At 52.8% G+C, this 24,148-nt stretch carries 18 protein-coding genes; 6 read left to right on the top strand and 12 right to left on the bottom strand.

Annotation, left to right across the window (positions count from 1 at the left end):
- Positions 1–6: 6 nt before the first annotated feature.
- The 10 genes from KK062_RS04310 to KK062_RS04265 are packed head-to-tail and all read right to left on the bottom strand — an operon-like array spanning position 7 to position 15,428.
- A complete protein-coding gene (locus KK062_RS04310) occupies positions 7–729 on the bottom strand; it encodes a TolC family protein (RefSeq protein ID WP_254083019.1) in 723 nt (240 codons plus the stop codon).
- A gap of 17 nt (positions 730–746) precedes the next feature.
- Complete coding sequence (locus KK062_RS04305) at positions 747–2,225, bottom strand: O-antigen ligase family protein (RefSeq protein ID WP_254083018.1); 1,479 nt, start codon at positions 2,223–2,225, stop codon at positions 747–749.
- 4 nt (positions 2,226–2,229) lie between these two features.
- Positions 2,230–2,367, bottom strand: a complete 138-nt coding sequence (locus tag KK062_RS04300) for a hypothetical protein (protein ID WP_254083017.1) — start codon at positions 2,365–2,367, stop codon at positions 2,230–2,232.
- Positions 2,357–3,568: a glycosyltransferase gene (locus tag KK062_RS04295; RefSeq protein WP_254083016.1), complete on the bottom strand. Its 1,212-nt coding sequence runs from the start codon at positions 3,566–3,568 to the stop codon at positions 2,357–2,359. Before KK062_RS04295 ends, KK062_RS04300 begins: the two co-directional genes overlap by 11 nt.
- The gene (locus KK062_RS04290) at positions 3,568–4,923 is read right to left on the bottom strand and encodes a flippase (RefSeq protein WP_369075168.1); all 1,356 of its coding nucleotides are present in this window, start codon (positions 4,921–4,923) and stop codon (positions 3,568–3,570) included. The genes KK062_RS04295 and KK062_RS04290 overlap by 1 nt, the downstream gene beginning before the upstream one ends.
- A gap of 21 nt (positions 4,924–4,944) precedes the next feature.
- Entirely contained in the window at positions 4,945–5,709 is a 765-nt protein-coding gene (locus tag KK062_RS04285; RefSeq protein ID WP_254083014.1) for an FkbM family methyltransferase, read from the bottom strand.
- A gap of 15 nt (positions 5,710–5,724) precedes the next feature.
- Positions 5,725–7,947 carry a GumC family protein gene (locus KK062_RS04280; protein WP_254083013.1) on the bottom strand — a complete coding sequence of 741 codons (2,223 nt, stop codon included), beginning with the start codon at positions 7,945–7,947 and terminating at the stop codon, positions 5,725–5,727.
- Positions 7,948–7,984: 37 nt separating this feature from the next.
- Complete coding sequence (locus tag KK062_RS04275; protein ID WP_254083012.1) at positions 7,985–9,295, bottom strand: OmpA family protein; 1,311 nt, start codon at positions 9,293–9,295, stop codon at positions 7,985–7,987.
- Entirely contained in the window at positions 9,289–10,296 is a 1,008-nt protein-coding gene (locus tag KK062_RS04270) for a PorP/SprF family type IX secretion system membrane protein (protein WP_254083011.1), read from the bottom strand. The genes KK062_RS04275 and KK062_RS04270 overlap by 7 nt, the downstream gene beginning before the upstream one ends.
- A 5-nt stretch (positions 10,297–10,301) precedes the next feature.
- On the bottom strand, positions 10,302–15,428 hold the full coding sequence (locus KK062_RS04265; RefSeq protein WP_254083010.1) for a tandem-95 repeat protein: 5,127 nt from the start codon (positions 15,426–15,428) through the stop codon (positions 10,302–10,304).
- Between the two features lie 184 nt (positions 15,429–15,612).
- Here KK062_RS04265 and KK062_RS04260 point away from each other — a divergent pair, with 184 nt between their 5' ends.
- Together KK062_RS04260 and KK062_RS04255 are read left to right on the top strand one after the other, a co-directional pair.
- Positions 15,613–16,719, top strand: a complete 1,107-nt coding sequence (locus tag KK062_RS04260) for a glycosyltransferase family 2 protein (RefSeq protein ID WP_254083009.1) — start codon at positions 15,613–15,615, stop codon at positions 16,717–16,719.
- A gap of 68 nt (positions 16,720–16,787) precedes the next feature.
- On the top strand, positions 16,788–17,495 hold the full coding sequence (locus KK062_RS04255; RefSeq protein WP_254083008.1) for a YebC/PmpR family DNA-binding transcriptional regulator: 708 nt from the start codon (positions 16,788–16,790) through the stop codon (positions 17,493–17,495).
- 51 nt (positions 17,496–17,546) lie between these two features.
- Here the strand turns inward: KK062_RS04255 and KK062_RS30890 are convergent, their stop codons facing one another.
- Together KK062_RS30890 and KK062_RS04245 are read right to left on the bottom strand one after the other, a co-directional pair.
- A complete protein-coding gene (locus KK062_RS30890) occupies positions 17,547–19,493 on the bottom strand; it encodes an LTA synthase family protein (RefSeq protein WP_254083007.1) in 1,947 nt (648 codons plus the stop codon).
- A gap of 86 nt (positions 19,494–19,579) precedes the next feature.
- Positions 19,580–20,146, bottom strand: a complete 567-nt coding sequence (locus KK062_RS04245) for a cupin domain-containing protein (protein WP_254083006.1) — start codon at positions 20,144–20,146, stop codon at positions 19,580–19,582.
- A 179-nt stretch (positions 20,147–20,325) separates the two neighbouring features.
- Between KK062_RS04245 and KK062_RS04240 the strand changes: the two genes are divergently transcribed.
- The 4 genes from KK062_RS04240 (at position 20,326) to trhO (ending at position 24,007) form a co-directional block, all read left to right on the top strand.
- Complete coding sequence (locus tag KK062_RS04240; RefSeq protein WP_254083005.1) at positions 20,326–21,213, top strand: outer membrane beta-barrel protein; 888 nt, start codon at positions 20,326–20,328, stop codon at positions 21,211–21,213.
- 39 nt (positions 21,214–21,252) lie between these two features.
- Entirely contained in the window at positions 21,253–22,260 is a 1,008-nt protein-coding gene (locus tag KK062_RS04235; RefSeq protein WP_254083004.1) for an amidohydrolase family protein, read from the top strand.
- Positions 22,261–22,914 (top strand): thioredoxin domain-containing protein, encoded by a 654-nt coding sequence (locus KK062_RS04230; RefSeq protein WP_254083003.1) that lies wholly within the window; start codon positions 22,261–22,263, stop codon positions 22,912–22,914. It begins immediately after the preceding gene.
- Between the two features lie 76 nt (positions 22,915–22,990).
- Entirely contained in the window at positions 22,991–24,007 is a 1,017-nt protein-coding gene (trhO, locus tag KK062_RS04225) for an oxygen-dependent tRNA uridine(34) hydroxylase TrhO (protein WP_254083002.1), read from the top strand.
- Positions 24,008–24,148: the final 141 nt, after the last annotated feature.

The following is a 24,148-nucleotide window of genomic DNA, read 5'->3' as shown; positions in this document are numbered from 1 at the left end:
AGTTGCTTAGTTCAAGGCATCTTCCAGGCGCATGCCCAGATACTCTTCCAGTTTGAACTTCACTTGCCTGTAGTCGTTTTCGGCAGTTATTTCACGAATTTTCTTGATGCCGCGATAGTCCTGTGCCGCGTTGTACTTCTCCAGGGTAATCTCACCATTTTTAAATTTCTGTTCATCGATGCGGAACGCACCATCAGCATCGTCGCTGGTCGACTTCTCGATCTTGTAAATTTCAAGCATGGTCATGTATTGAGTATACAGACCAAGGATGGTCGAGCGGATAAACAACTTCTGCTTGTTGATGTCGAGCTCTTTTATTCGGTAAGCCTCTCTCGCTTTGCGCTTGTTGTTCGGAATGCTTATAAACTTACCGAGCGGCATCGTCACACCGACGTTATAGCGGGGAAAGAAGTTACCACCTTGCGGCGCTTTGTCAGGATCGATGGTAAACTCGTTTAAGTTGCCTTGTATGAAAATCTGATCCAGCCATGCCCACTGCGTAATGCGAACGTCGGCCTCGGCTGCCTCCAGCTCGTGCCACAGCGCTTCGTTATCCGGATAGTTGCGCCAGGCAATCTGCACCAACCGCTCTTCTGCATTCAGACTGGCGCTCGATCCCGGAACAATGATCTTATTGTAATCCACCGTACTCTGTGGCTGTCCTTGTGCGTGGCACAAAGCACCGGCTTGTGCTATAATTATCCCCGCGATTAATAACCGTTTTACCATACTATGACATTTTGAATTTAACTGCTAAAATAGGAAGAAGATTGATCGGACCGATCAAATTCAATAAGTTTAATCAGGATCACATACGTACAATTGTAGATCATCCCGTTGGGGAGCTGCCCCGTCGCCACCTGTGCAAAGTGCGCCACCGTGATCGAAAAGAAACTACAAATATAGGCGGCATATAGAATCTTCACTTCCGGGTCTTTACAACGATAGAAGAAGTGCACCCCCGTGAACAGGATGACAAACTTCACGGCCATGTTCAGCAACAAGCCCATCCAGCCCATCTCCACCGCGACTTCCAGGTAGCCACTGTCCGGCGGGAAGCCTGCCAGCTCGTGGTTCGGCGCGTGCTCGCGTCCATGCTCGCCGCTGGTACCGATACCACCACCGATGGGGTGTGTCCAGATATAGGGTTGTATACGACTGCGGTTCTTGTCGCGCACCTGCATGGACGAGTCTTCATTTGGGAAAAACGCCGACCGGATGCGGATGATCTGCGGCGTATAGATCGGTCCGAACAGAATAAAGACAAACACCGCCATGGCGCCCATGGCCAGCATCAGCGTGCGCCGGTTGTTAATCGTCATCAGCACGTACAGCGCAATGCCTGCGGGCACCTGTGCATACGCGGTACGGGTTCCCGAGAAGGCCATGGCCAATAGCATTAACACGGCGGAAATCGCCATATATATCCGGATCCTGGCCTTGAACGGCCCCATCATCATAATCAGGCAGAAAATCGCGGCATAGGCCATAAAGATACCCTGCGCGCTCACGTTCCCCAGGATCGAGAACTTCCGGAACTTGCCCTGGATAAAGTTCAAGGCAAACAGCGTCGGCGAGCTGGTCACCCACTTCAAGTCCCACGGCGGCAGGCCGGCCACTTCCTGGTATATACCGTAGGCCGCAGCAAAGGCTGCCAGCCCCACCCATAACCAGGTAAAGTCGCGCACGAACTTCAGCGAGCTGAAGGCGTAAAAACTGACGTAATACGTGGCAATAAAGCTGATGATGCCCCGAAACGCCAGCTGCCAGCCACTCATGGAGGTCATGTTCGGATTGACGGCCTGCAACAGCAGGTACGCAATCCACAACACCACCATGACGGTAATTCTGTTTTTATACCAGTCGGGGCGCATCTCGTCGTGCAAAAACGAACGCACCAGCACACCCACCGCCGACGTGATCAGCAGCACCTCCACCACCAACCCCACGGGCAGCTCATAGTTGTAGACCAGACGCTTGATGAAGAATATAAAGTACGACAGGCCCAGCGCCGTCATCAAACCAAAACGCGGAAACGTAAAGGCAAAGAACACGAACGGCAGCCCCACAAACACGGCGGCAAACGCCCAGCTGAGCTTATAATCCAGGTGCCCCATGAGCCAGGCAACAGCACAGGAAAGCAGGGCCGCGCCGATCAGCGGTCTCAGGTGACTGCTTCCTGCGTCTTTCCTCTTAGGAACGGTGGCCGATTTCTTAAACAACATATGCCTACAGGAACAACATCTTTACAAACATGGCCAAATAGACCGTGGCGATAAAAGCAATCACCAGCGATGCATGCAGCTTGGTGTTGTTTGACAGCTCCTCCTTCTTGTCGTTCGGGGTATTCGGTATACTATTTCGCATAGACAGCTTCAGGTATAGCCAGATCGATGGCGCGATATAATTCTGTTACATTGTTCTCCCAGGTGTGCCCCAACGCAAACACCCGGCGGGCACGTTGGCGGTCAGCATCGTCTTCCGCGAGCGCACGCTCGACCTGGCCGACATAAGCTTCCTTGTTAGCACACAGATACGAATGCCCGGCGAAAAGCTCCATGGCTTCCGTGGCCGTAGCCACCACCGGCTTGCCCAGCGCCAGGTACTCGTCTACCTTGCGCGGATAGTTGCCGACCGTGTTCAGGTTAAGCGCCTGCGGATTGATGCAGACGTCAAAGCTGTTGATATACGCCGGCACCTGGTCAAAAGGCTTGGCACCGAGAAAATGTACATTGGGCAGACCATGTAAATCACTGCGGCGGAAAGCATCGTCTTCGGGACCAACCAGCACCACGTGCCAGTCGGGCCGGCTAACGGCCAGGTGGCGTATCGTGGCAATGTCCAGGCGGAATTCTAACAACGCCCCGGCATAGCCAATGATCGGCCGCTGGAGCGGTTTTATGTCGTCGGGAATGGCGTACCCGGCCTCCGGCGAAAACGCCGAGAGGTCGCAGCCCTGCCCGATGAAGTAGGAATGTTTGTTGTATTGACGCGCATAGTTGGCCAGGTAGGTCGAGTTGGCCACCACCACGTCGGCTTGCTTCATCAGCGCGGGTTCCGTACGCTCGCCATGCCGCTTGAAGTAGTCTTGCGCCAGCAAGAAGTCGCGGATGTAGTAGATCGTTACCGCCGGCTTCAACACCTCCTGAATATGGGGACCGCGCAAAAAATCGTTGTCATTGAAGAGGTAAAAATCCTTAAAGCCTACTTGTTGAACAGCCTTCTGAATCGAACGCGCCAGGCGTTGATTGTTGATCTTCGTCCAGGCATCAAACAACGCTTGCGGGCGCACCCAGTTGACCGAGTCGAGTACAACGGGCGGTGTATACACCCAGAAGTTCGGGGAGAGCTGCTCCATGACGGGCAGCTCACCGCGCATCACGCGGCGACGATTGACCACCTCGGGGGATTTGTCACCACGCCACAACGAATAGCGGTCCGCCGCACGATTGATATAGAGCACCCGGTTGTGACGAGCCACCTCCATGGCAATATTTTTACAGTTGCTGCCAATGGGAGTATCCCACGACTGCATGCCAAAAAAAACAAAGTCTTTGCCTGTTATCATTAGAGGGTCTTGCTAATGCGTTTTGAGTTGATCCGTTCCGAAACCAGGGTTATGCTATACCGGAAATAATATCCCACATACCGCAGGATCTCCGACAGCCGTACGCCAAGCATCCGGCGCATCACCACCAGCGTCACCACAAAGCCTATAAAGTAGCTGGCAAAAGTGCCGTAAGCGGCACCAATCACACCGAATTGCAAAATGAACCAGTAGTTCAGGGCGATATTCAGCAGGGCAATGACCAACGTAAAATAAAAACTCAACCGGGGCAATCCCATCGAATCCCAGATCGTACCGGACTGCCGCGTGAACGGCACTAACACCGAGTACAGGATCGTCACCCGCAGAATGTCAATCGTTTCATAATACGCACCACCGGCAATGATGTACACGATCAACTTGGGAAACAAAAATATACCGATCACAAACGGGATCAGGAACAGCAGAATGACCGCCACCGACTTTTCATACAGCAAGCGCAAGGCATGCTTGTCATTTTGATTGGCAATGCGTGCGCTCTGCGGAAATACAACCTGCGCCGCCGAGCTGGTCGGCACATCGACCAACATCGTAATGCGCACAGCAGCATTATAATCGGCCACCGAGCTGGTCGAGATCATGCTGCCCAGCAGGATCTGGTCCATGCTGCTGAAGATCTTCCCGCTGATATTCGTACCGAATACATACTTGCCGTAGTGGAACAGCTTCCAGATCCACTCCGCACGGTAGCGATAGTCCAGGGCCAGGTAGTCGCGTGTAAAGAAATACGACACGACGGTGGCCACTGTCAGGGCAGCCGTCTGTCCGAGAATCAGGTACGTTAAGGTGATCTTCCACCCTACCAGGAATGCCGTCACCACGCCAACAAAGAATAACCCCTGACGAACGAAGGTAGAGACGAAAATGCCCTGGAACCGAAAGTTGGCCTGCTGTAAAAATTCAAACTGCGAGTACGGCGCCAATATTACCGAGATCAGCATATAGCCATAAAATAGCGGCTTGATCTTATCCGTTTCAAACAGCATAGCCGAAAGATCAGCCAGAAAGTAGATCGCCACCAGGCCGATCAGCGTAAGAATAATGTTGAGGTATACCGATGCCGCCGTGATGGAGGGATGATCGGGATGGTCATTTGAATTCAGGTATTTGATCAGCGCGTTTTGGATCAGCCCGTTGCGGGCAACTTCAAACAGCGTTGTAATGGAAAGGAAGAGCGACCAGATCCCGAACTCGTCTTTCGGCAACATCCGCGTCAGGATCATAAAGCTGCCTACGCCGAACAGGAGCATAGAGGAACGCTGCATGATGGTGTATGCTCCTGACCTGAGCCAATATCCTTTACCCTGTGTGGACATGCCGTGTGTGGGGATTCATAATTAACGCTTCGACAAGATCAGGTTCTCCCCCTTCTCCTGGATGGAGAAATTCTGCCCCTCGATCGCCTTGTAAAAAACGTCCGAGGTTCCGGCCTTGATCCGGTCGTGCAGCTCAACGATCATGACGCTCACGTTTGGCAACCACTGCTGATAGTTCGTCGTGAACACTTCCTTTTCCGCGCCTTCGATATCCATCTTCAGGATGTCTATGCGGGTCTTGCCCGTGTCGCTCAACAATGTGCCGATAGACGTCGCCTTAAAAGCACCCGAATCATTCGGCCCGCACGACTCCACCGTAAAACCCCACGAGCCCAGGCCCTGGTCCACCACACGCAGATACGTGTCTTCATTCCACACGGCTGACTTTACAGCCTTGATGTTGGGATAGCCCGCCGTGTTCTGGCAAAGCCACTTATAGTTCTGCGACTCGGGCTCTACCGCCACGATCGTAGCCTCGGGATATTTGTTCGCGAAGTAAAGCGACGCATAGCCCACGTTGGCACCGGCATCGACGATCAGCCGCGGTGATAAATTCTGGATGTTAATATCGTAATCGTCCAGCAGAAAGATCTGCTCGAACGCCTGCACGTCGGACGTGCCTTTGCGTATATACAACACGTTCTTACCATATTTGAAGGTCGTCTGACCCTTTCCCATTTTCAGGGAGAGCACCAGCCGCATCGCGGTAAAAAAGCCGAACTTTTCAATATACTGTAATACTCGCTTAACTTTTGACTGCCGGAGAATCGATTCGCGCGAATCCATGGGATTGATTAGGGGTTACAGGTCGAGGTCTTTTACTTCTACACGGTTAAGCACAGCACCAACGACCTTGCCGTTGAACTGATTCAAATAACCAATGGATTCTTTGTCCAGCTGTTTCACCACAGATTCTGCCGAGAATACGGCAACTACCTTGTCGGCATAACCGATCAGCTCTTTTGTATCGGGGAAATCATTCATCGCAGCACCTTCCAGGAAGATATAATCATATACCATCTTCAGCTCGGTAAGCATGCCCAGGAAGTCGCGACCCGACAGGATCTCCGACGGCGAATCATTGTCTACCCGGCTGCCGATCACGTGAATGTTTTTGTATTTGGTGTGCGAGATAAAATCGCGCTCTTTGCTGAAGTCGTCTTCCGGCTCATGGCTTAACAGCTGGTTCGCTTCGCCTTCTGTCGTTACGCCATTCGCCCCCTTCAACTTTTTAAATTTCGATTTCACCAGCAATTTGGTCAGCGCCGTGTTCTTGAAGTTTGTATCGATGATCAATACCTTCTTCTGAATCAGGCTCAGCGAAAATGCCAGGCCTAAAATGGTAAAGGTCTTACCCTCACCCTGCTTCATACTGGTCACCAGGATCACCTTGGCGTTCTGACGCTCGATCTCAAAGCGCAGCTTGCGGATCAGCTGTTTGAAGGTCAGCAGGTTGTTATCCGTAATGTTTTTATCGAACAGGAAGGCAAAGTCTGTGTTGCCCTTGATCACGTTCAGCGTACCCGCCAGGCTCATGTTAACCGACTTCTGGAAGTAGAACGGCGACTTCACGCGGGTGTCTACAAACTCCAGGAAGATGATGGTGAACGCGCACAGAAAGAAACTGGCTACACCGGCCAGCAATGTTACGACGATTGTCTTAGACGGCTCATGTTCCGCCGGCGGCAGGCCGCGCAAAATTACGCGCAGCGGGTTACCGACGTTCGCCGTGTTCTGTGCCAGGTTATACTTCTCCTGCGCTTCGCGGTACTCCTGCGTGGCAACATCGATCTCGCGTTGAATATCGGCCAGAATTGCCTCCTTGCTGGTTAAACCCGACACATTGTAGCGCAGCGCATTCAGTTTCGAAGTAAGCGAAGCCAGGCTGGCTTCCGACACTTCCAGGGAAGTTTCATATTCCGCTTTCTTTTCGAGCAGATCACGCACCTTGGCGGCGGGGCTCACGCCGGCGTCACTGCTGGTGGTGGCGGACGCGCTGCTCATCGCACTATATTGGTCGCGCAAGGTCTTGATCGAATCCAACAGCCTTCGGTCGGAAGAGCCACCCGCGATATAGCGCGAATTCATTTCGTTGATGGCATTCCTGAGGCGTACGATCTTATGATTGTCATTCCCCCGGTTTTCCGTCGTACCAACGCCGCTCAGCTGCCCGATCTGTTTGTCGAGACGGCGGATCGAAAGACGGTACTGATTGATATCCGACTCCACTTCCGTGCGACGTTTTTCCAGATCGCTGATCTGGTCGATGTTCGTCGCGCTTTGCAGCTCGATGTTCAATACGTTGTTCGCCTCTTTATACTGGCGCATTTTCTCACCCAGAATGTCGAGCGTTTCTTTTTTCTGCGTCACCAGGTCTTTGAAGAAGTCCACCGACTCGTTCGAACGTTCATTTTTGGCAACGCGGTTGTAGCGCAGGAATTCGTCCGCCAGCGTGTTGACCATAAAGGCCGACAGCCGCGGGTTTTCCGACAAATACTCCACGGAGACAAAGTCGGTAAAGTTGACGCGCTTCACAGCCAGGCTTTTCCGCAGCGACTTGGCATCATAACCATACTCTTTCAACAAGCCGGACACGCGGCGCTCATCCGAGTTGCTGGCATTAAGCATGGTCATGGAATCGGCCTTGGCCTGCAATATCTTTTCGGCAATTTCCAGGAATGCTTTGTTACGAAGTGTTTCCGGGTTCTTGGGGCTACGGAAGGGGGCGTGGTCTTGCAAGTCGTGCAGCATGAGGCGGTACGACAGCAGGCCGATGGCCTGCGGCGAGTTGATCGACTCGATCAGGTTGTTAAACTTTACATCCGCTTCGTACAGACTGAAGCGCTCGTCGCTGACACGAACCTGCTCATTGATGGTGAACCCGGTCGCCAGTTGCAAGGTAGACCGGAATTCACGGGCGGCCGTGAACTTGTAGTAAAAGGCGATGGAGGCAGCTACCGTCGGCACCAGTATCAAAATCCATTTTCTCCGCAGCAAAAGCCTCCAAATAACCAGAACATCCATAGTGAATCCTTATAAAAGTACCAATTTAAGCAATGAGCTATCTTTTGTAAAATAAAATTTCGACCAACCCGGTTTGACTGGCATTTCTGTCTGCGCTTCCTTGCGAAACAATGGTATGATACTCCAATCCGTTACTGATAAAAAAGTCACGTATTGACGCAGCACGCATCCGCGCAAGCTCCAGGCCGTATCCCTCCGATCCGGTCCTGTCTGAATATCCTATCAGCCGTAATGCAACATCCTTTCGGGACGCCACCTTGTTGGCGATAAAAAACAGTAATTCGCGCGAATTGTCTTCCACTTGAAACGATCCCGGAGTAAACTTGATCCGTGTATCAAGTTTCAGGCCCAACAACGCCTGAATTTCAGCGCTCGTCAGATAAACCTCTTTGGACTTCACTGAATCCGCTTTCGGTACAGTTTGGTAAGCGTTTTCGGCGGCAGTTTGTTGCACCGATGCCACACTTTTTTGTTTATTAACGGAAGCCCGGTAGATATCGCTGAATTTACCCTCGCGATTGCTGGCAAAAAATGCCACACTATCGCCATACAGGGAAAAATACGCATCAAATCCTTTCGTGTTGATCGGCTCGCCCAGGTTCCTGGGCGCCGACCAGGTCTCCCAGTTGTCGTACATCCGGTCGCTGTAGAACACGTCGGCATCGCCCTTGCCTGCATGCCCGTCGCTCGAAAAGTACAGTCGCTTTTTGTCGGCCGACAAAAACGGTGAGATCTCAAAACCACTTGTATTGATCGTAGGCCCCATATTCTTTGGCTTGGCCCATTGTCCGTTTGCATTCTTGGTGCTTACGTACAAATCCTCCTGCCCACGGCTATCAGCTCCCTTCATCGAAAAGATGATAACATCGAAATCGGGTGATACATACGGACTGAAAAAACCCTGCGAATCGATCCCCTCCACAGGCACCAATTCGGGAGTAGTCCAACCCGACGACAATAGCTTAGAAAAATAAATGCCATTGATCTTTTTGGTCGACGAAGTATTGAGCAAATACAGTACGTCACCCTTAGCCGAAATGCCCACCACTGCCTGGCTGCCACGATTGTTAAAGCTCACCTTGCGGTTGTCGCTTTTCTGCCAGCCGCGACGGGCCGCATCAACCGTACTCACCCACACATCCGTGCCGGAGTATTTGCCGCCGATATTTGATGGGTGCATAAACCGCGTGAAATACAACGTCGCACCATCCGGTGAAAGCAGCGGCATCGATTCCTCGAACTCCGAGTTTACCGTACCCGGCAGTTTCTGAACGGTCTGGAAGCTTATGTCCTGGCCGAATGCGCGTACAGACAGGCAAGCGATCAGGAAAAACGTGGATCTTACCATGTATACTGACGCTGGCTTTTGAAATTGTTAAGACGTAGAGACAGCACCAGGTCGTGGCTGCCGTCATTAAATTGTTTAAATTCGCCTACAGACATTTCGTATGAATAACCGGCTCCTATCACCGGGGTAAAATCAAATCCTAATTGCAATACGGCGGCCTTGATATCGCGGTATGTCAACCCCACCCACGCGCGTTGGCCGATGTCCGCCTTCACGCTATAGTCTATCAAAAACGAGTTATCCATTTGCATAATGGCCAGCACACTCGGCTTTACTACAAAATCCGCACCCGCCGGCAACGCAAGTCCAAACTGGCCGGTGGCGCGATAATACGACGATGAAAAATTTACCTCCGAGGCTTTCAGCACGTGCGTCACAATAGGCAGATACGAAACGCCCAAATAAAAGTTCTGACCATATAACAACATGCCCCCGCGCACACTCAGGTTGGTCTGTTTAGACGATCCATTCATCAAATACTCATAGAACGGATCGGCGTCAGGCTCCCGGCCCAGATAGATGCCATCCTTGTCCAGGTTGATCTGTTCGATCAAACCCGTCACGCCGGCCGACAGCCGGACCTTCTTTGAAAGCGGATAATGCATGGAGTATGTCAGGCCGCCACCCAAACGCTCCACGAGGCCAACCTTTTCATTAAACACATTCACGCCCGCGCCAATGATCATGCGTTTGCCCGCCGGAGCGAATCCCGGCCGCGATACCGCTTTGGCGTTGCTGGGCCGCAACGTATTCGTCGAAATATCCAACGGTTGCTTGAGCCTGAAATTAGCCAGCAGGTTTACAAACTTCGGGGAGTTCTCGCCATAGCTCGTCATTTGCTGACGATACCCCAGCTTCACATCCGTAAAGTCCTCCACCCCGCTAAACGCCGGGTTGTACACCGGCGCGAACTGGAACATCTGCCCGCTGTTGGGAATATATTGCCCCCGGACAGTCCATACCAATACAAAAATAAATATACCTGTAAACGTTAATCTCATGCGAATTATTTCAGGATGGTAACAATGCCTTTGTACCGTTTATTGCCGTACTGAAGATCGATCGTATAGTAATACGTATCGGGTGGCAATGCTTCACCTTTGATGGTGCCGTCCCACGACGCCGAAAAACCTTTAGACTCGAACACCAGCCGGCCGCGTTTGTCGTACACGCGAGTCTTGGACTGTTCGTACTGCGCCGGGTTGCTGTTGTCGGCGTCAACGATCTTCCACACGTCGTTGCTGCCGTCGCCATTGGGTGTAAAGGTGTTCGGAATGTCGATGTCCTGGAAAGTGTAGACCAATTTGATCGGCCGCTCCTTCGTTTCACTGGAAAGGTTGCCGTCAAAGACGTTGATGTATACATTCTTCGTCGCGTCTTCAATTTCATCAAAGTTGACGTAGACGTACTGAATGCTGCGAATCGCGTCAATATACTCCTGGATCGTGGCTTCGCCCGCCAGCAACAACGTCCCGGCCTGCTGATTGTAGTTCCCCGTGATCTTACCCGTGTTGGTGAACACCAGCCGGTCCTTTTCCAAATCGAAGGTCTGCAGACGGAAGCCAATCTCGGCGCTGGCCAACGTGGTGTTATCGGGGTCGGTAATGGTAAAGGTCTTTGTAATCGGCTGCGGCGTTTCTTCCGCTATCTCGTGCTCGAGGGGTTCTGTTTCGAGTTCAGTGATGACCGGAGCATCGTTCACCGGTGTAACCGTCAGCTCCACCCGGGCGCTGTCAACGCTATAGCTCATGCCGTCACTGGCCTTCCAATACAGCGTATCCTGACCGACGAAGTCTTGCGCCGGACGGTATACAATGTTGGGAAGTGACGAAGCCGCAATACGGGTAGCCGGCGTAATAGCCGTTCCGTTCAACAACAAATCTCCATGCCGCGGCATGACCGGGAACTGCACTTCGGCCAGCACATCGCCCTGATCCGGGTCGGAGAACGCGCCCGTATAAGCAGCTTCTTCAAAAGCTTTAGATTGGTCCTCCTCTAACGTCATAACCACGGGCTGTACCACCGGCCGGCGGTTTACCTTCAGGGTAAACTCCTGCGTAGCCAATACCTTGCTGCCTTGTTTGATCTGCAGCGTCACGACACTGCTGGCGGGAACATCGGCACCCGGCGTACCACTTAAACGCGCCCTATTTTTACCGGTCGAGGTCAGCGTTGCCCAGGCCGGCTTTTGTGCTGCCGCGATCGTCAACGTCGGATCTACGTCGGTAATGGTAATATCGTATACATACGGCGTCTGGCGGACCGCCACTGTCACAGGCGTTGACGTGAAGTTCACTTCGACGACATTGACCGTAAAGGTCTGCGTATATGAATTCCGGTTCGGCGACACATTCGAGCCATTGTCAACCACGTTGACGGTAACAACCACCGTGCCCGTAGCATCCGGCTCAACATTGTATTTAAGCGTCGCTTGTTTGCCCGTACCATTATAAGTAATGGTAGGCGATGAGACGATGTTGGTATTACCCGAAGAGACAAACCATGTCAGCTGCTGCGCATCTTCACCGGCACCCTTGGTTACGCCTGTAATCGTGATTGTTTGCGCGCCGGAATTTTCCAACACAACCTGATCGGATATTGGGTCGAAGGCCGGCGGGTCGTTGATACCATCCACGGAAACGGTGATGGTCGCCGTATTAGAGGTTGCGCCCGAGTTGTCGTTCACCCGGTAGTTGGCAGTGGTCGAGCCGCTGAAGTTGGTCGCCGGCGTAAACGTCACAGACCCGTTGGTATTGGCCGTAAAGGTCCCCCCTGTATTTGTAAAGCTTCCCTGTATACCGGCCTGTGAAGTGTTCAGGTCGACCGTGGCCGGATCGATTGTGCCGTCCGCGTCTGTATCGTTGGCAATGACGCTAAAGGTAACAGCGGTGTTTTCGCTGGTCGTCGCGGCATCTTCCTTAGCCACCGGGGCATCGTTCTGAGGCTCGATCGTTACTGTGATGGTGGCCGCGTTCGACACCACACTCTGATTGTCGTTTACTGTATAGCTTGCAGCAGCCGTACCGGTATAATTCTCGCTGGGTTTAAAACTCACCACCCCACTGCCGTTGACTGTAAACGTACCGCCGGGGCCGGCTGTCGTAAATGTATTTTGAATGCCGGCGGTCGACGGATTCAGATCGACCGAGCCGGTGTTCAATCCGTCGTCATCATCATCATTGTCGAGCACCCGGATCGTCACCGTAACATCCTCTTTCGTAGTAGCGGCATCGTCGTTGGCCACCGGGGCATCGTTCACGGAATTGACCGTAACGGTAATCGCCACCGCATTAGACTCTGCACCTTCGTTGTCCGGCACGCGATAGTTCGTCGTGGCCTTGCCGCTATAACCAGTCGTCGGCGTAAAGGTTACCACCCCCGCGCTATTCGCCGCAAAGGTACCGCCGGTAACGGTCACCGGGTTTTGAATACCCGCCGCGGCCGTATTCAAGTCCACCTTCGTAGCATCGAGGGTGCCGTCAACATCTTTGTCGTTCGCCAGAATCGTGATCGTAACCGCTGTATTCTCAGGCGTAGTGGCTGCATCGGCCACCGCCACGGGCTTGTCGTTTACCGACGTTACTGTAACCGTGATCTTGGCAGCGTTCGAAGTCGCGCCAACATTGTCGTCGACAGCATAGGTAATCGTCGTTACCCCAAAGACATCCTGCGCGGGTGTAAACCGAACCGTGCCCGATGTGGGAATGGTAAACGTACCGTTGTCGGTGGTAAAGGAGTTCTGAATGCCCGGAGTACCGGTGTCCAGGTCGACAGTAGCGGCGTTGATCGTACCGTCGGGGTCACGATCGTTCTGCACCACGTTGAGCTGCACCGGTGTATCCTCCGGTGTAGTAACAGCGTCGTCGGCGGCGATGGGCACACTGTTCACGGAATTAACGTTGATGCTGATCGTCGCGGCGTTCGAAGTCGCCCCCGCGTTGTCCCGCACCGTATAGGTGGTCGTGGCAATGCCATTGTAGTTTTCATTTGGGTCGAACGTAACCACACCACTGCTGTTAACCGTAAAGATACCCGCGCTCGTCGTGATAGACGTTTGGATGCCGGTCTGTGATGTATTCAGGTCGACCGTGCCGATATTCAGCGAACCGTCAATATCGATGTCGTTCTCCAGCACATTGACCGTTACGGTTTCGTTCTCTTCGGCAGCCGCCAGATCGTTGTTTGCCACGGGCGGGTCGTTTACAGAGTTGACGGTAATGGTGATCGTCGCCGCGTTGGAGACACCACCTTCATTGTCCGCTACCGTATACCGCGCCGTGACCGTACCAAAAAAGTTTTTAGCAGGCACATACCGGATCGTGCCCGTCGAGTTCACCGTGTTGATCGTACCCCCGGCGACATCCACCGTATTTTGGATACCGGCCGATGACGGATCGAGGTCCACCGTAGAAGGTTGCAGGGAACCATCGACATCGCGGTCGTTCGTCAGAATGTTAAATGTTGCCTCCTGGTCCTCGTCCGTAGAGAACGCATCGTTGGTCGCCACCGGCAGATCGTTCACGTTCGAGACAGTAATGGAGATCGTCGCCGCGTTAGAGGTTTCCCCGTCGTTGTCGTTTACCGTGTAGGTGATGGAAGCGGTACCGATAAAATCTTTCGCCGGCGTGAACGTCACCACGCCGTTCGTGTCGACACTCCAGTTACCCTGGTCCGTGTTGTTGGATTTTTGAATGCCCGGCGAGCCGGTATTCAGATCGACGGAATTGGCGTTGATGGTGCCATCGTCTGTATCATTCTCGAGAACGTTGATCGTTACCGCGGTCTCTTCCTGTGTAGCGCCGTTGTCGCCGCGAGCCTGCGGTGCATCGTTTACGCCGATCACCGTAAAAGTAATCGTGGCAATGTTCGACGCCGCGCCGCTGTTATCGCTTACGCGATATGGAAGAGGAGCCTGTCCCACAAAACCTGCTACGGGTGTAAAAGAAACCACGCCGTTGCCGTTCACCGACCAGTTCCCCTGATCGGTTGTATGGGAGCTCTCGATGGCGACGGTGCCCGTATTTAAGTCGACCGAGCCTTTATTAATAGTACCATTCCCATCAAGGTCCGTATCGTTGGCAATAACGTCTACCGTACCCGTAGTCTCTTCATTGGTGCTCGCCGCATCGTCTTTTGCCTCCGGCGCATCGTTGACGTTGTTTACCGTAATCGTAATAGTAGCCTGATTAGAAGTAGCGCCGCCCGCATCGCGCACCGTATACGCCAGCGTGGCCGGGCCGACAAAGTTTAAGACCGGCGTAAAGGATACTACTCCATTATTATCGACGCTCCATGCCCCCGCATCCGTCGTCGTGCTTTGATCGATGGCATCTGTGGATACGATCAGGTCGACCGTGCCGGCATCTACCGGTCCTTCGTTATCCGTATCATTTTGGACAACGTTGATCGTCACGTTGCTCTCCTCTGCCGTTTGCCCGGCATCGTCGTTCGCTACCGGAGGATCGTTCACGGCGTTTACCGTAATCGTAACCGTCGCGATATTCGAGAGCTCTTCTTCGGTGTCGCGTACGGTATAGGTTATCGACGCCGCACCCGAAAAATCATCGTTGGGCTCGAACGTCAGTTCACCCTGATTGTCTACACTCCACTCGCCGGCATCCGTGCTGTTATCATTCTGGCGACCCGGGCGACCCGGATCGAGGTCGACCGTGCCGGGGTCGATGCCTATTGCATCGTCTGTATCGTTTTCAAGAATGAGGATCGTTACCTGCCCGCCTTCGGCCACCACCCCCGTGTCATCGTTTGCCACGGGACCGCTGTTGATCACGGTGATCGTGATTTGCCCGGGCAGCAGAAAGCCGCTGATGCTATAACTAAGGGTTGCCGTGCCAGAGAAACCGGCCGCCGGTGTAAAGGTCAGGTCGCCCGTGTCTGTTACGGAATATTCACCATCATTATTAGAGACGGTTTTTTGTGCACCGGGAGAAAATATACTTGGATCGAGATCGATCGTGGCAGGATCTGCATTATTATTGGCTTCGATATCGTTCGTAGCGATATTGAACGTCACTGCCACGCCCACGGGCGTAGAAGCATTGTCACCCGGCGCGATCAGCTGGCCAAATACGGCCGAGGTCACGAGGGAGAGCAGTAAAGGTAATGTTTTTGGCAAAAAACGCATATTCCAACTAAAGACCGACAAAAATAACAAATATATCGGTACTGTATTCCGACAAAATTCTATTTGTAACTCTTAGTTTCGTGGTTTAATCGCTTTAAAAACAATGATTCGTACGCTTCTCGTGATTTTTTGGCTTGGCATGTTGACTGTTGGCTATACATATGTAGGATACGGCATGATTATTTACATTTTGAGCAAGCTCAAGCGCCGCGCTTCTCCTGTAACTATACAGAATGACAGCGAGTTACCCGTAGTCACGCTGCTGGTCGCAGCCTATAACGAAGAGGCCTACATCCTCGATAAAATCCACAACACCCTCGCCCTGGATTATCCAAAAAATAAGCTGAAGCTCTTTTTTGTTACCGATGGCTCGAACGACCGAACCCCTGAAATAATCCGGAATTTTCCGGAGATTGAAGTGTTCCACTCACCGGAGCGCCGCGGAAAGATTCATGCCGTAAACCGTGTCATGAAGCATGTTTCAACACCCATCGTCGTGTTTTGCGATGCCAACACCGCCCTCAACCCCGAAGCGCTCAAGCTGATTGTACGCCACTATCAGGATCCGACCGTCGGCGGTGTGGCCGGTGAAAAACGTATCCTCTCCAAAGACAAGGACAATGCCTCCGGATCAGGCGAAGGCCTCTACTGGAAATATGAATCTTTCCTGAAAAAGAAAGATGCCGAGGTCCACTCCATCGTGGGAGCCGCGGGCGAGCTGTTCTCCATTCGCACCGGGCTGTTTGAAGAGCCCGCCGAGAACATGCTGATCGAAGACTTCTACCTGTCGCTGCGCATTGCCGCAAACGGCTATCGCTTCGCGTACGAGCCCGATGCCTTCGCCAGCGAGACGGCGTCCGCCTCCGTAGGTGAAGAATGGAAACGCAAAGTGCGGATCTCCGCCGGCGGCTTCCAGGCCATGTACAAGCTCTCCTATCTCCTCAACCCCTTCCGGTATGGCATCCTCACCTTTCAATATGTATCGCACCGCGTCTTGCGCTGGACATTGGCGCCGCTCTTCCTGCCGTTAATCTTGTTAAGCAGTTTATACCTGGCTATGCAGGGCTTTGGCTTCTACCAGATGATGTTTGTTGCCCAGGTGGCATTCTACCTGCTGGCCGCCCTGGGGTATGCCCTGCGCGACCGGAAGATTGGCATCAAAGGCTTTTTTGTACCCTATTATTTTGTCGTGATGAACCTGTCGGTTTATGCGGGCCTGGTGCGCCTGCTGCGCGGACGGCAATCCGTAGTATGGGAAAAAGCTAAACGTGCAGAAGCATAAGCAGCAACTTTCCATTTTGATCCATCCACAATCTCACTATTTTTGTAGCCCTTAAATCGTTAGAACCTATGGGACGCATATTCGAAAAACGAAAACATAAAATGTTTGCCCGCTTTGACAAGATGGCCAAAGCGTTTACCCGTATCGGCAAGGATATCGCCATTGCCGTAAAGCACGGTGGTCCGCTTCCGGAGAACAATCCCAAGCTCCGTATGGCGATGCAAAACGCCAAGGGTGTGAACATGCCCAAAGAAAAGGTCGATGCGGCCATCAAACGTGCCTCTTCGAAAGAGGAAAAAGATTTCCAGGAAGTAACCTACGAAGGATACGCACCGCACGGTGTGCCGATCATGGTAGAATGCGCCACCGACAACCCCACCCGCACCGTAGCCAATGTCCGCCTGCACTTTTCCAAAGGGCATGGCAGCATGGGTAACTCCGGCTCGGTAGGCTTTATGTTCGAGCGCAAAGGCGTCTTCAAATTCGATCCCGCCAAGATCAACGTAGACGAGCTTGAGCTCGACCTGATCGACGCCGGCGCCGACGACATCGACCAGCAGGAAGAGGAAGTCATCATCTACACCAAGTTCACCGAGTTCGGCCACATGGCCAAGTTCCTCGAATCGAAACACCTCGAACCCAAAAGCTCCGAGCTGCACTACATTCCGACAACAACAAAAGAGCTCAGCGAGGAAGAAACGGACGAAGTCCTAAAACTGGTAGAAACCCTCGAAGCCGACGACGACGTACAGAGTGTATACCATAACCTGGCATAACGCGAAGGCGCATACAACATCAAAAGCGTTGCCCCATCGGTGACGCTTTTTTTATTGCCTGGCTGCTGCCGACAGCGTCAGCTTATTATCCACCATGCGATTATTATACTGCTGAATAATAGCCCGCATCTTCTTCTCCATCCCCTGCACTACATCCGGAAATTGCTTAACAACATTCTCCTGCAACATGCGATCGGTTTTATAGTTATACAACGACAACGCCCGGCGGCCATCGAATTGCATGAGATAATCGCCCTGGTAAAGCTGGTATACATCGTCTTTATAATTCCAGGCGACCTCATCCGTCGAATGAAAGGCGTCACGGCCAAAGGCAATGTAATCATGCGGATAGCCCAGATAGCCCAACACCGTCGGCATAATATCCGACTGTTGCACCAGCCCCGGCTCCAGACCCACCAGGCTATTGTCAGGCCGGTAAAAGAAGATCGGGATCGAAAACAACCCGCGGGCTGTACGGCTATCGTCGAACATAATGTTAGACGAGGTATGATCGGCCGTGATCACAAACAGCGTATTCTTAAACCAGGGGTACTTCGATACCGTATGGAAGTATTGGCGCAGCGACTCGTCCGTATATTGAATACACTTCAGGATCGGCTCACGTCCTCCCGTAAAACGGGCCTTATATTCGTCAGGCACATTAAAGGGATGGTGCGACGATACAGAGAAGAAGGCTGAGAAAAATGGCTCGTGAAAATCGCGCTGGGTATGCGCCATGAATTGTAAAAATTTGTCATCCCAGATTCCCCACCAGCCATCAAAGTCTGCATCGTTGCCATACTCGGTCATGCCGTAGTAATGCTCGATGCCCGCAATATTCATAAACGCCTGAAAGCCCATGGAGCCATTCGGCGCCCCATGAAAGAAGGAGTTGTGATACCCTTCACCCCGCAGAATCGTACCGAGGCTGTTGATCTTGTTGCCCGAGAAAGGCGACAACACATACGGCACGCCCATCGAAGGCACACTGGCAATAACCGACGGCAACGCATCGATGGATTTACGCCCACTCGCCAGTGAATACGTATACGACCGACTGTGTTGCAGCAAAGAATCCAGGAAAGGTGTATAGCCTTTATAGGTGCCGTTCTCGCGGTCGTGGTTAAAGAAACCAACAAACTCTTTTGAGAAGCTTTCCAACACCAGCACCACCACATTCAGCTTACGCATAGCACCGGAGTCCGCCCCGTGGCGCACCGGCGAGAACACGGAGTCCAGCTCCGCCTCGTCGGCAAAGTAGTGCACCTTCTTGATCTTCGTCTTACCCAGGGTGCGGTATAACGCAAACGGCGTATTCAGTACCAACGGCACATCCTTGGGGTCGCGCACATATTTGCCGGCGTCGTTCAGGGTAATGGGCCGCGTGCTGTGCTGAAAGCCTCCACGAATACCGCCGATCGTTAAATACGCCACGCCCAGCATCGCCGCCAGACCGGAGATATAAAACAGCCACTTATTTCGCATCAACGGCCCCTGTACACGCGTCCTGTTATACAGCCACACCATCAATACGATCAGTCCGATCCACCACAGGGTAGCATGCCAGTAGTCGAGCAGAAAGCGGCCCAACAGCCCGCCCATATTTTGCTCATGCTCAAACTGCTGGAAGATATCCGCCGTGGTACGCCGTCCGGTAAACTTGAAATAAATGAAATCCGATACGTTGGCCGCCAGCGCAATGCCGTTGAAAACAAAGAAGATCCATTTCACCACCGCCTGATATCCCGCCCGGAAACGGATCTCCAGCGGCACGATCATCAGCACCAGCACCAGCATGTTGGTATACAGCACGGCCGTCAGGTCAAACCGAAGGCCGCCGACCAGGATCTCGAAAAAAGTGCCGGTCGTCAGGTCCGCAAAGTAGTCGCGGTTGTACAGGTAGAAACCCACCCGGCAAAGTGAAAACAGAAACATGGCCAGCAAAAGCCGTAAAAAAAGCACCCACCAGATATTGGTGCGTACCAGGAGTTCTCTCACCTTCAAATTCATGTGTTACCGGGGCAAATGACCTTGCGATTTAGGCATTTTTCGGGAAATCCAGATAAAAGGAGGCGATTCGAGCTCTATTTGTAAACCATCCCATACTTTTCCGCAGTGAGTGAGTATTCTTCTTCAGTTCTTTCCTTGGCGGGCATTCCGACCGGCGTACCATTCTCTATAAAAAATTCTTCAAAACCGGCTGGTGAATACTGAAAAATCATTTGCAGCTCCTCGCTGCCGGTATTATCTAATCCATGCCACGTTCCCCTCGGAACAAATGCGACAGCGCCCGTCTTTACTTCAATAAGCTGGTCTCCTAAAATAAGGGTGCCTTGCCCCCTGTGAATAAAAATCAGCTCATCGTTATTTAAATGCTTGTGGACACGCATTTTCGCTCCGGGTTTCATTGTCTCCCTGCAAAAGGAGATACCCTTTATACCATGCCTGGCTTTAGAAATTTTTATGGAAATTGGCACCTTGCGTCTGGTCAGAATATGGATTCCCTCATCTTCATGCACAACGATCCCCACATCCTTGTCTTCGGAGGATTGAGCTAAACCGACTTTAGGTAGTTTGGCAAAGAATGCAGTAAAAATTCCCATAAGCCCAAACTGTAGAAATTTCCTGCGTGGTGGTTGTCGTTGTTTCATACTTTAAGATATTAAGAAAAAAACCGTTACTCTCTGTAAGACTGAGTAACGATGGAGAAAAGGCTAAACTGACACCGTACATACAGCGTCCTATTCTACTACATCGTCCCGGGTATGGCACTTCAGCCATAAATTTGTAGCTTTGCAATCTCTATTGCACCGTCTCGAAGACAGCGCCAATGACCCGACTTTACCTCTTTATTTTTTGCCTGTCTTCCCCCCTCTGCGCACTTTTTGCACAAGATCAGTCCGTTTCCATCGGCCTGTTCACCGGCATCACGGCCACCCATACCTGGGACACCGGCATTGACCGCGACGCCCGCTACAGCGCGATGCACAATTTGCGCTTCGCCCCCATTTCCATTAATTACTCCCTTGACTACGAAGGCTTTGGATTCTTTATCAACCCCGGGCTGGTCAACATCGGGCAGAACTTTCAGGTGGTGAATACCTCCGGCGGCTACGTCGGCACGCGCAAGGTGCACCAGCAGTATCTCAACATTCCGCTCGCCGTACGCCTGCATTTGATAGACCTCGACTTTTTCCGGTTAAGCCTCGTGGGCGGCGGCAGCATGGCCTTCCTGCTGGACGGCAGCGAAAAGATCGAGCACGACGCGACGCGGTTGCGCTTCCCCTCGCAAGTATATCCCCTCCTCCCCTCCGACTATTCGATTGAATATGACGGCGTTGCCACGCCCCCGGTAGACGACTACACGCTGCTGCAAAAAAGCGACTTCCGCTCTTATCAAGTCTTTGCCTTGCTTGGCTTTCGCGCGGACTGGAATGTATCCGACGCCTGGCGCATTTCGGCAGACATTCGCGTCAACTATGGCATCCTGGATCCACGCTCGCCGGCGTACCTGGAGAAGCTGAATCGGTACGAGACCCTCTATGACCTGCCCGGGCGCCGCCACGACACCTACGCGCTGGTCGGTTTTGGCGTCTCCCGCTACTTCTCCATTGCGGATCACGCAAACAACGGTCGCAAACAAACCAAGGGCACACCCAAGCGAAAAAACGGCAAAAATCCCTGGCCGGGGCCACGCAGGAAGAAGCCGCGCAGTTAGCGTCGGTTCTTTTATCTTTACCGGAAGGCCGCCCCTGCTATGCTAAAAATCGATTCGCACACGCACATTTTGCCGGAGACATTGCCCCGCTGGACAGACAAGTTCGGCTACGGCGATTTTATTCACCTGGAACACCACCGCCCCGGCTTCGCCCGCATGATGCGTGGCAACCGGTTCTTCCGCGAGATCGGCGAGAACTGCTGGAACCCACAATTGCGCATCGAAGAATACGCCCGGTTTGGCACCCAGGTACAAGTGGTGTGCACCATCCCCGTCATGTTTGCCTATTGGGCCAAACCCCAGGATGGCCTCGACATCGCGCGGTTTCTGAACGATCACATTTCCGACTTAATACAAGCGTATCCCAAAAACTATCTGGGCCTGGGCACCATCCCTATGCAGGACACCGCGCTGGCCATCGGCGAGCTGGAACGCTGCCGGCAGCTGGGCTTACACGGTATCCAGATCGGCTCGAACGTCAACGACTTGAACCTCAACGAGGAACGTTTCTTCCCGATCTTCGAAGCCTGCCAACGGCTCAACCTGGCAGTGCTGATCCATCCGTGGGAAATGATGGGGGAAAAAAGCATGCAGCGCTATTGGTTGCCGTGGCTGGTAGGCATGCCGGCGGAGACGACGCGGGCCGCGTGCTCGCTGATCTTTGGCGGGGTATTTGAAAGACTTCCGCAGCTGCGCGTTAACTTCGCCCACGCGGGCGGATCGTTCCTGACCTCGATCGGGCGCATCCAGCATGGGTTTGATTGCCGCCCCGACCTGGTGGCGATCGACAACGCGGTGCCTCCACGCGACTACCTGGGCCGCTTCTGGGTAGACAGCGTTACGCACGACCCGCTGCTGCTGGAATACGTGCTCAAGGTGCAGGGCTCACAGCGCATCACCCTCGGATCGGACTATCCTTTTCCGCTGGGCGACCTGGAGATCGGCACTTTTATTGAAAAAATGAATTTGGATACAAGCGTGAAAGAAGACATCTTTCACCGGGCCACGCTCGCGTGGCTGGACATACGAAAAGAACGGTTTGATTAAATGACGGCATACTTCGACAAGCACCCGGTCACAACGCTGGCCACCTTCCTGTTACTGCTCCTGGCAACCGCCCGCACCACGCACGCCCAAAGCACTGACAAAATGCGGCAGCAGGAATACATCCAGCAACAGGAACAAGCAAAAAAAGCCATGCTCATGCGCGAGCTGGACTCGGGGGTATATTTTATGGACAATGGCCAGTATGCTGCCGCCGATAAAAAATTCCGGTATGTGCTGGAGAACATCAAGAGCGTTCCCTCCGACCTGACCTACTATTTCGGTAAGAACTCCTTCTACCAGGCCCAATACAAACAAAGCATCGACTGGCTTAATAAATACATCCAGCTGAAAGGCACCAATGGACAATATTCCTCGGACGCCATCCAATGGAAAAAACTAGCCGAAGCAGAATACCTCAAAGAGAAGTCAAAGGCGTCCCAAAACGTGGCCGACGTACTCTCTGCCGACTACGACATCGACTGTGGCCCCACCGGCAAGGTGATCTGCCCCGTGTGCAAAGGCGACCACGTCACCATCAAAAAAGGGGCCTTCGGCGATGAATACAAAACCTGCGTGTATTGCAACGAGCAGGGCATTCTGACGTGCGAGGAGTACAACCTGCTGATCCGCGGGCAGCTAAAACCCAAGAACTGACCCGGCTGACATTTGTCAGCGCCGCGACTCATACTTTTCACGTATCTTTGCCGCCGATTAACCTGCAATTAATCGCATGGCATTGTACAACCGCATTGACGGCCGCGTTCTCAAGGAGAAGATGCTGGCCACCCCGGAAAAACGGGTCACGATTTCCTTCTACAAATATCACCACCTGGCCGACCCTGTCGCCTTCCGCGACCAGCTATACAGCGACTTCGAAGCCCTGGGTGTATTCGGCCGGATCTATATAGCGTCCGAAGGCATCAATGCGCAGGTCAGCATTCCCGCACACCAATTCGAGATCTTCCGCGACCACCTGTACGCCATCGACTGGATGAATGGCCTGCGCCTGAACGTTGCCGTCGAAGACAACGGCAAGTCCTTCTTCAAGCTCAAGATCCTGGTGCGCAAAAAGATCGTGGCCGACGGCCTCGACGATAGCACCTTCGATGTAACGAATACCGGCACCCACGTAGATGCCGAGGCATTCCATAAGCTCGCGGATGACCCGAACACCATCATCATCGACATGCGCAATCACTATGAAAGCGAGGTTGGCCACTTCAAAGGCGCGATCCTTCCCAACGTAGACACTTTCCGCGAAGAGCTGCAGGTAGCCGAAGACCTGATGCGCGACCAAAAAGACAAAAATCTGCTGATGTATTGCACCGGCGGCATCCGCTGCGAAAAAGCCAGCGCCTGGATGAAGCACATCGGATTTAAGAATGTATTTCAGCTCAACGGCGGCATCATCAAATACGCACAGGAAATCAAGGACAAAGGAATCGAGAGCAAGTTCATTGGAAAGAACTTCGTCTTCGACGAGCGCTTAGGCGAGCGCATCACCGAGGACATCATCGCCGTATGTCACCAATGCGGCAAACCCTGCGACGATCATACTAACTGTATAAACGATGGTTGTCATTTACTCTTCATTCAATGTAATGATTGTAAAAAAGAATTCAATAACTGCTGCTCGCCGGAGTGCAAGGACATTGTAGCCTTGCCGGAAGAAGTTCAAAAAGAACTGCGCCGCGGCATTACCAAAGAGCGGCAAGTGTTCAAAAAGGGCCGCAAGAAAACAGTGTGAGAGCGAAGATTTTGCTGGCGCAGTCTTCCGACCGAAGGGAGGGCGACTTGTGCCTGTCTAATGGCAGTCTTCAGACTGCCATCGAGGTCACATGTAACCGGTGGTCATTAGATTGGCATCCGTCGAGGTTCTCCGCCAGTC

Origin of the sequence: Dawidia cretensis (assembly GCF_018598175.1) — a bacterium.
GTDB lineage: Bacteria > Bacteroidota > Bacteroidia > Cytophagales > Cyclobacteriaceae > Ohtaekwangia > Ohtaekwangia cretensis.
The sequence above is the reverse complement of the archived record's forward strand: the minus strand, read 5'-3'. Positions and strand labels throughout refer to the sequence as shown.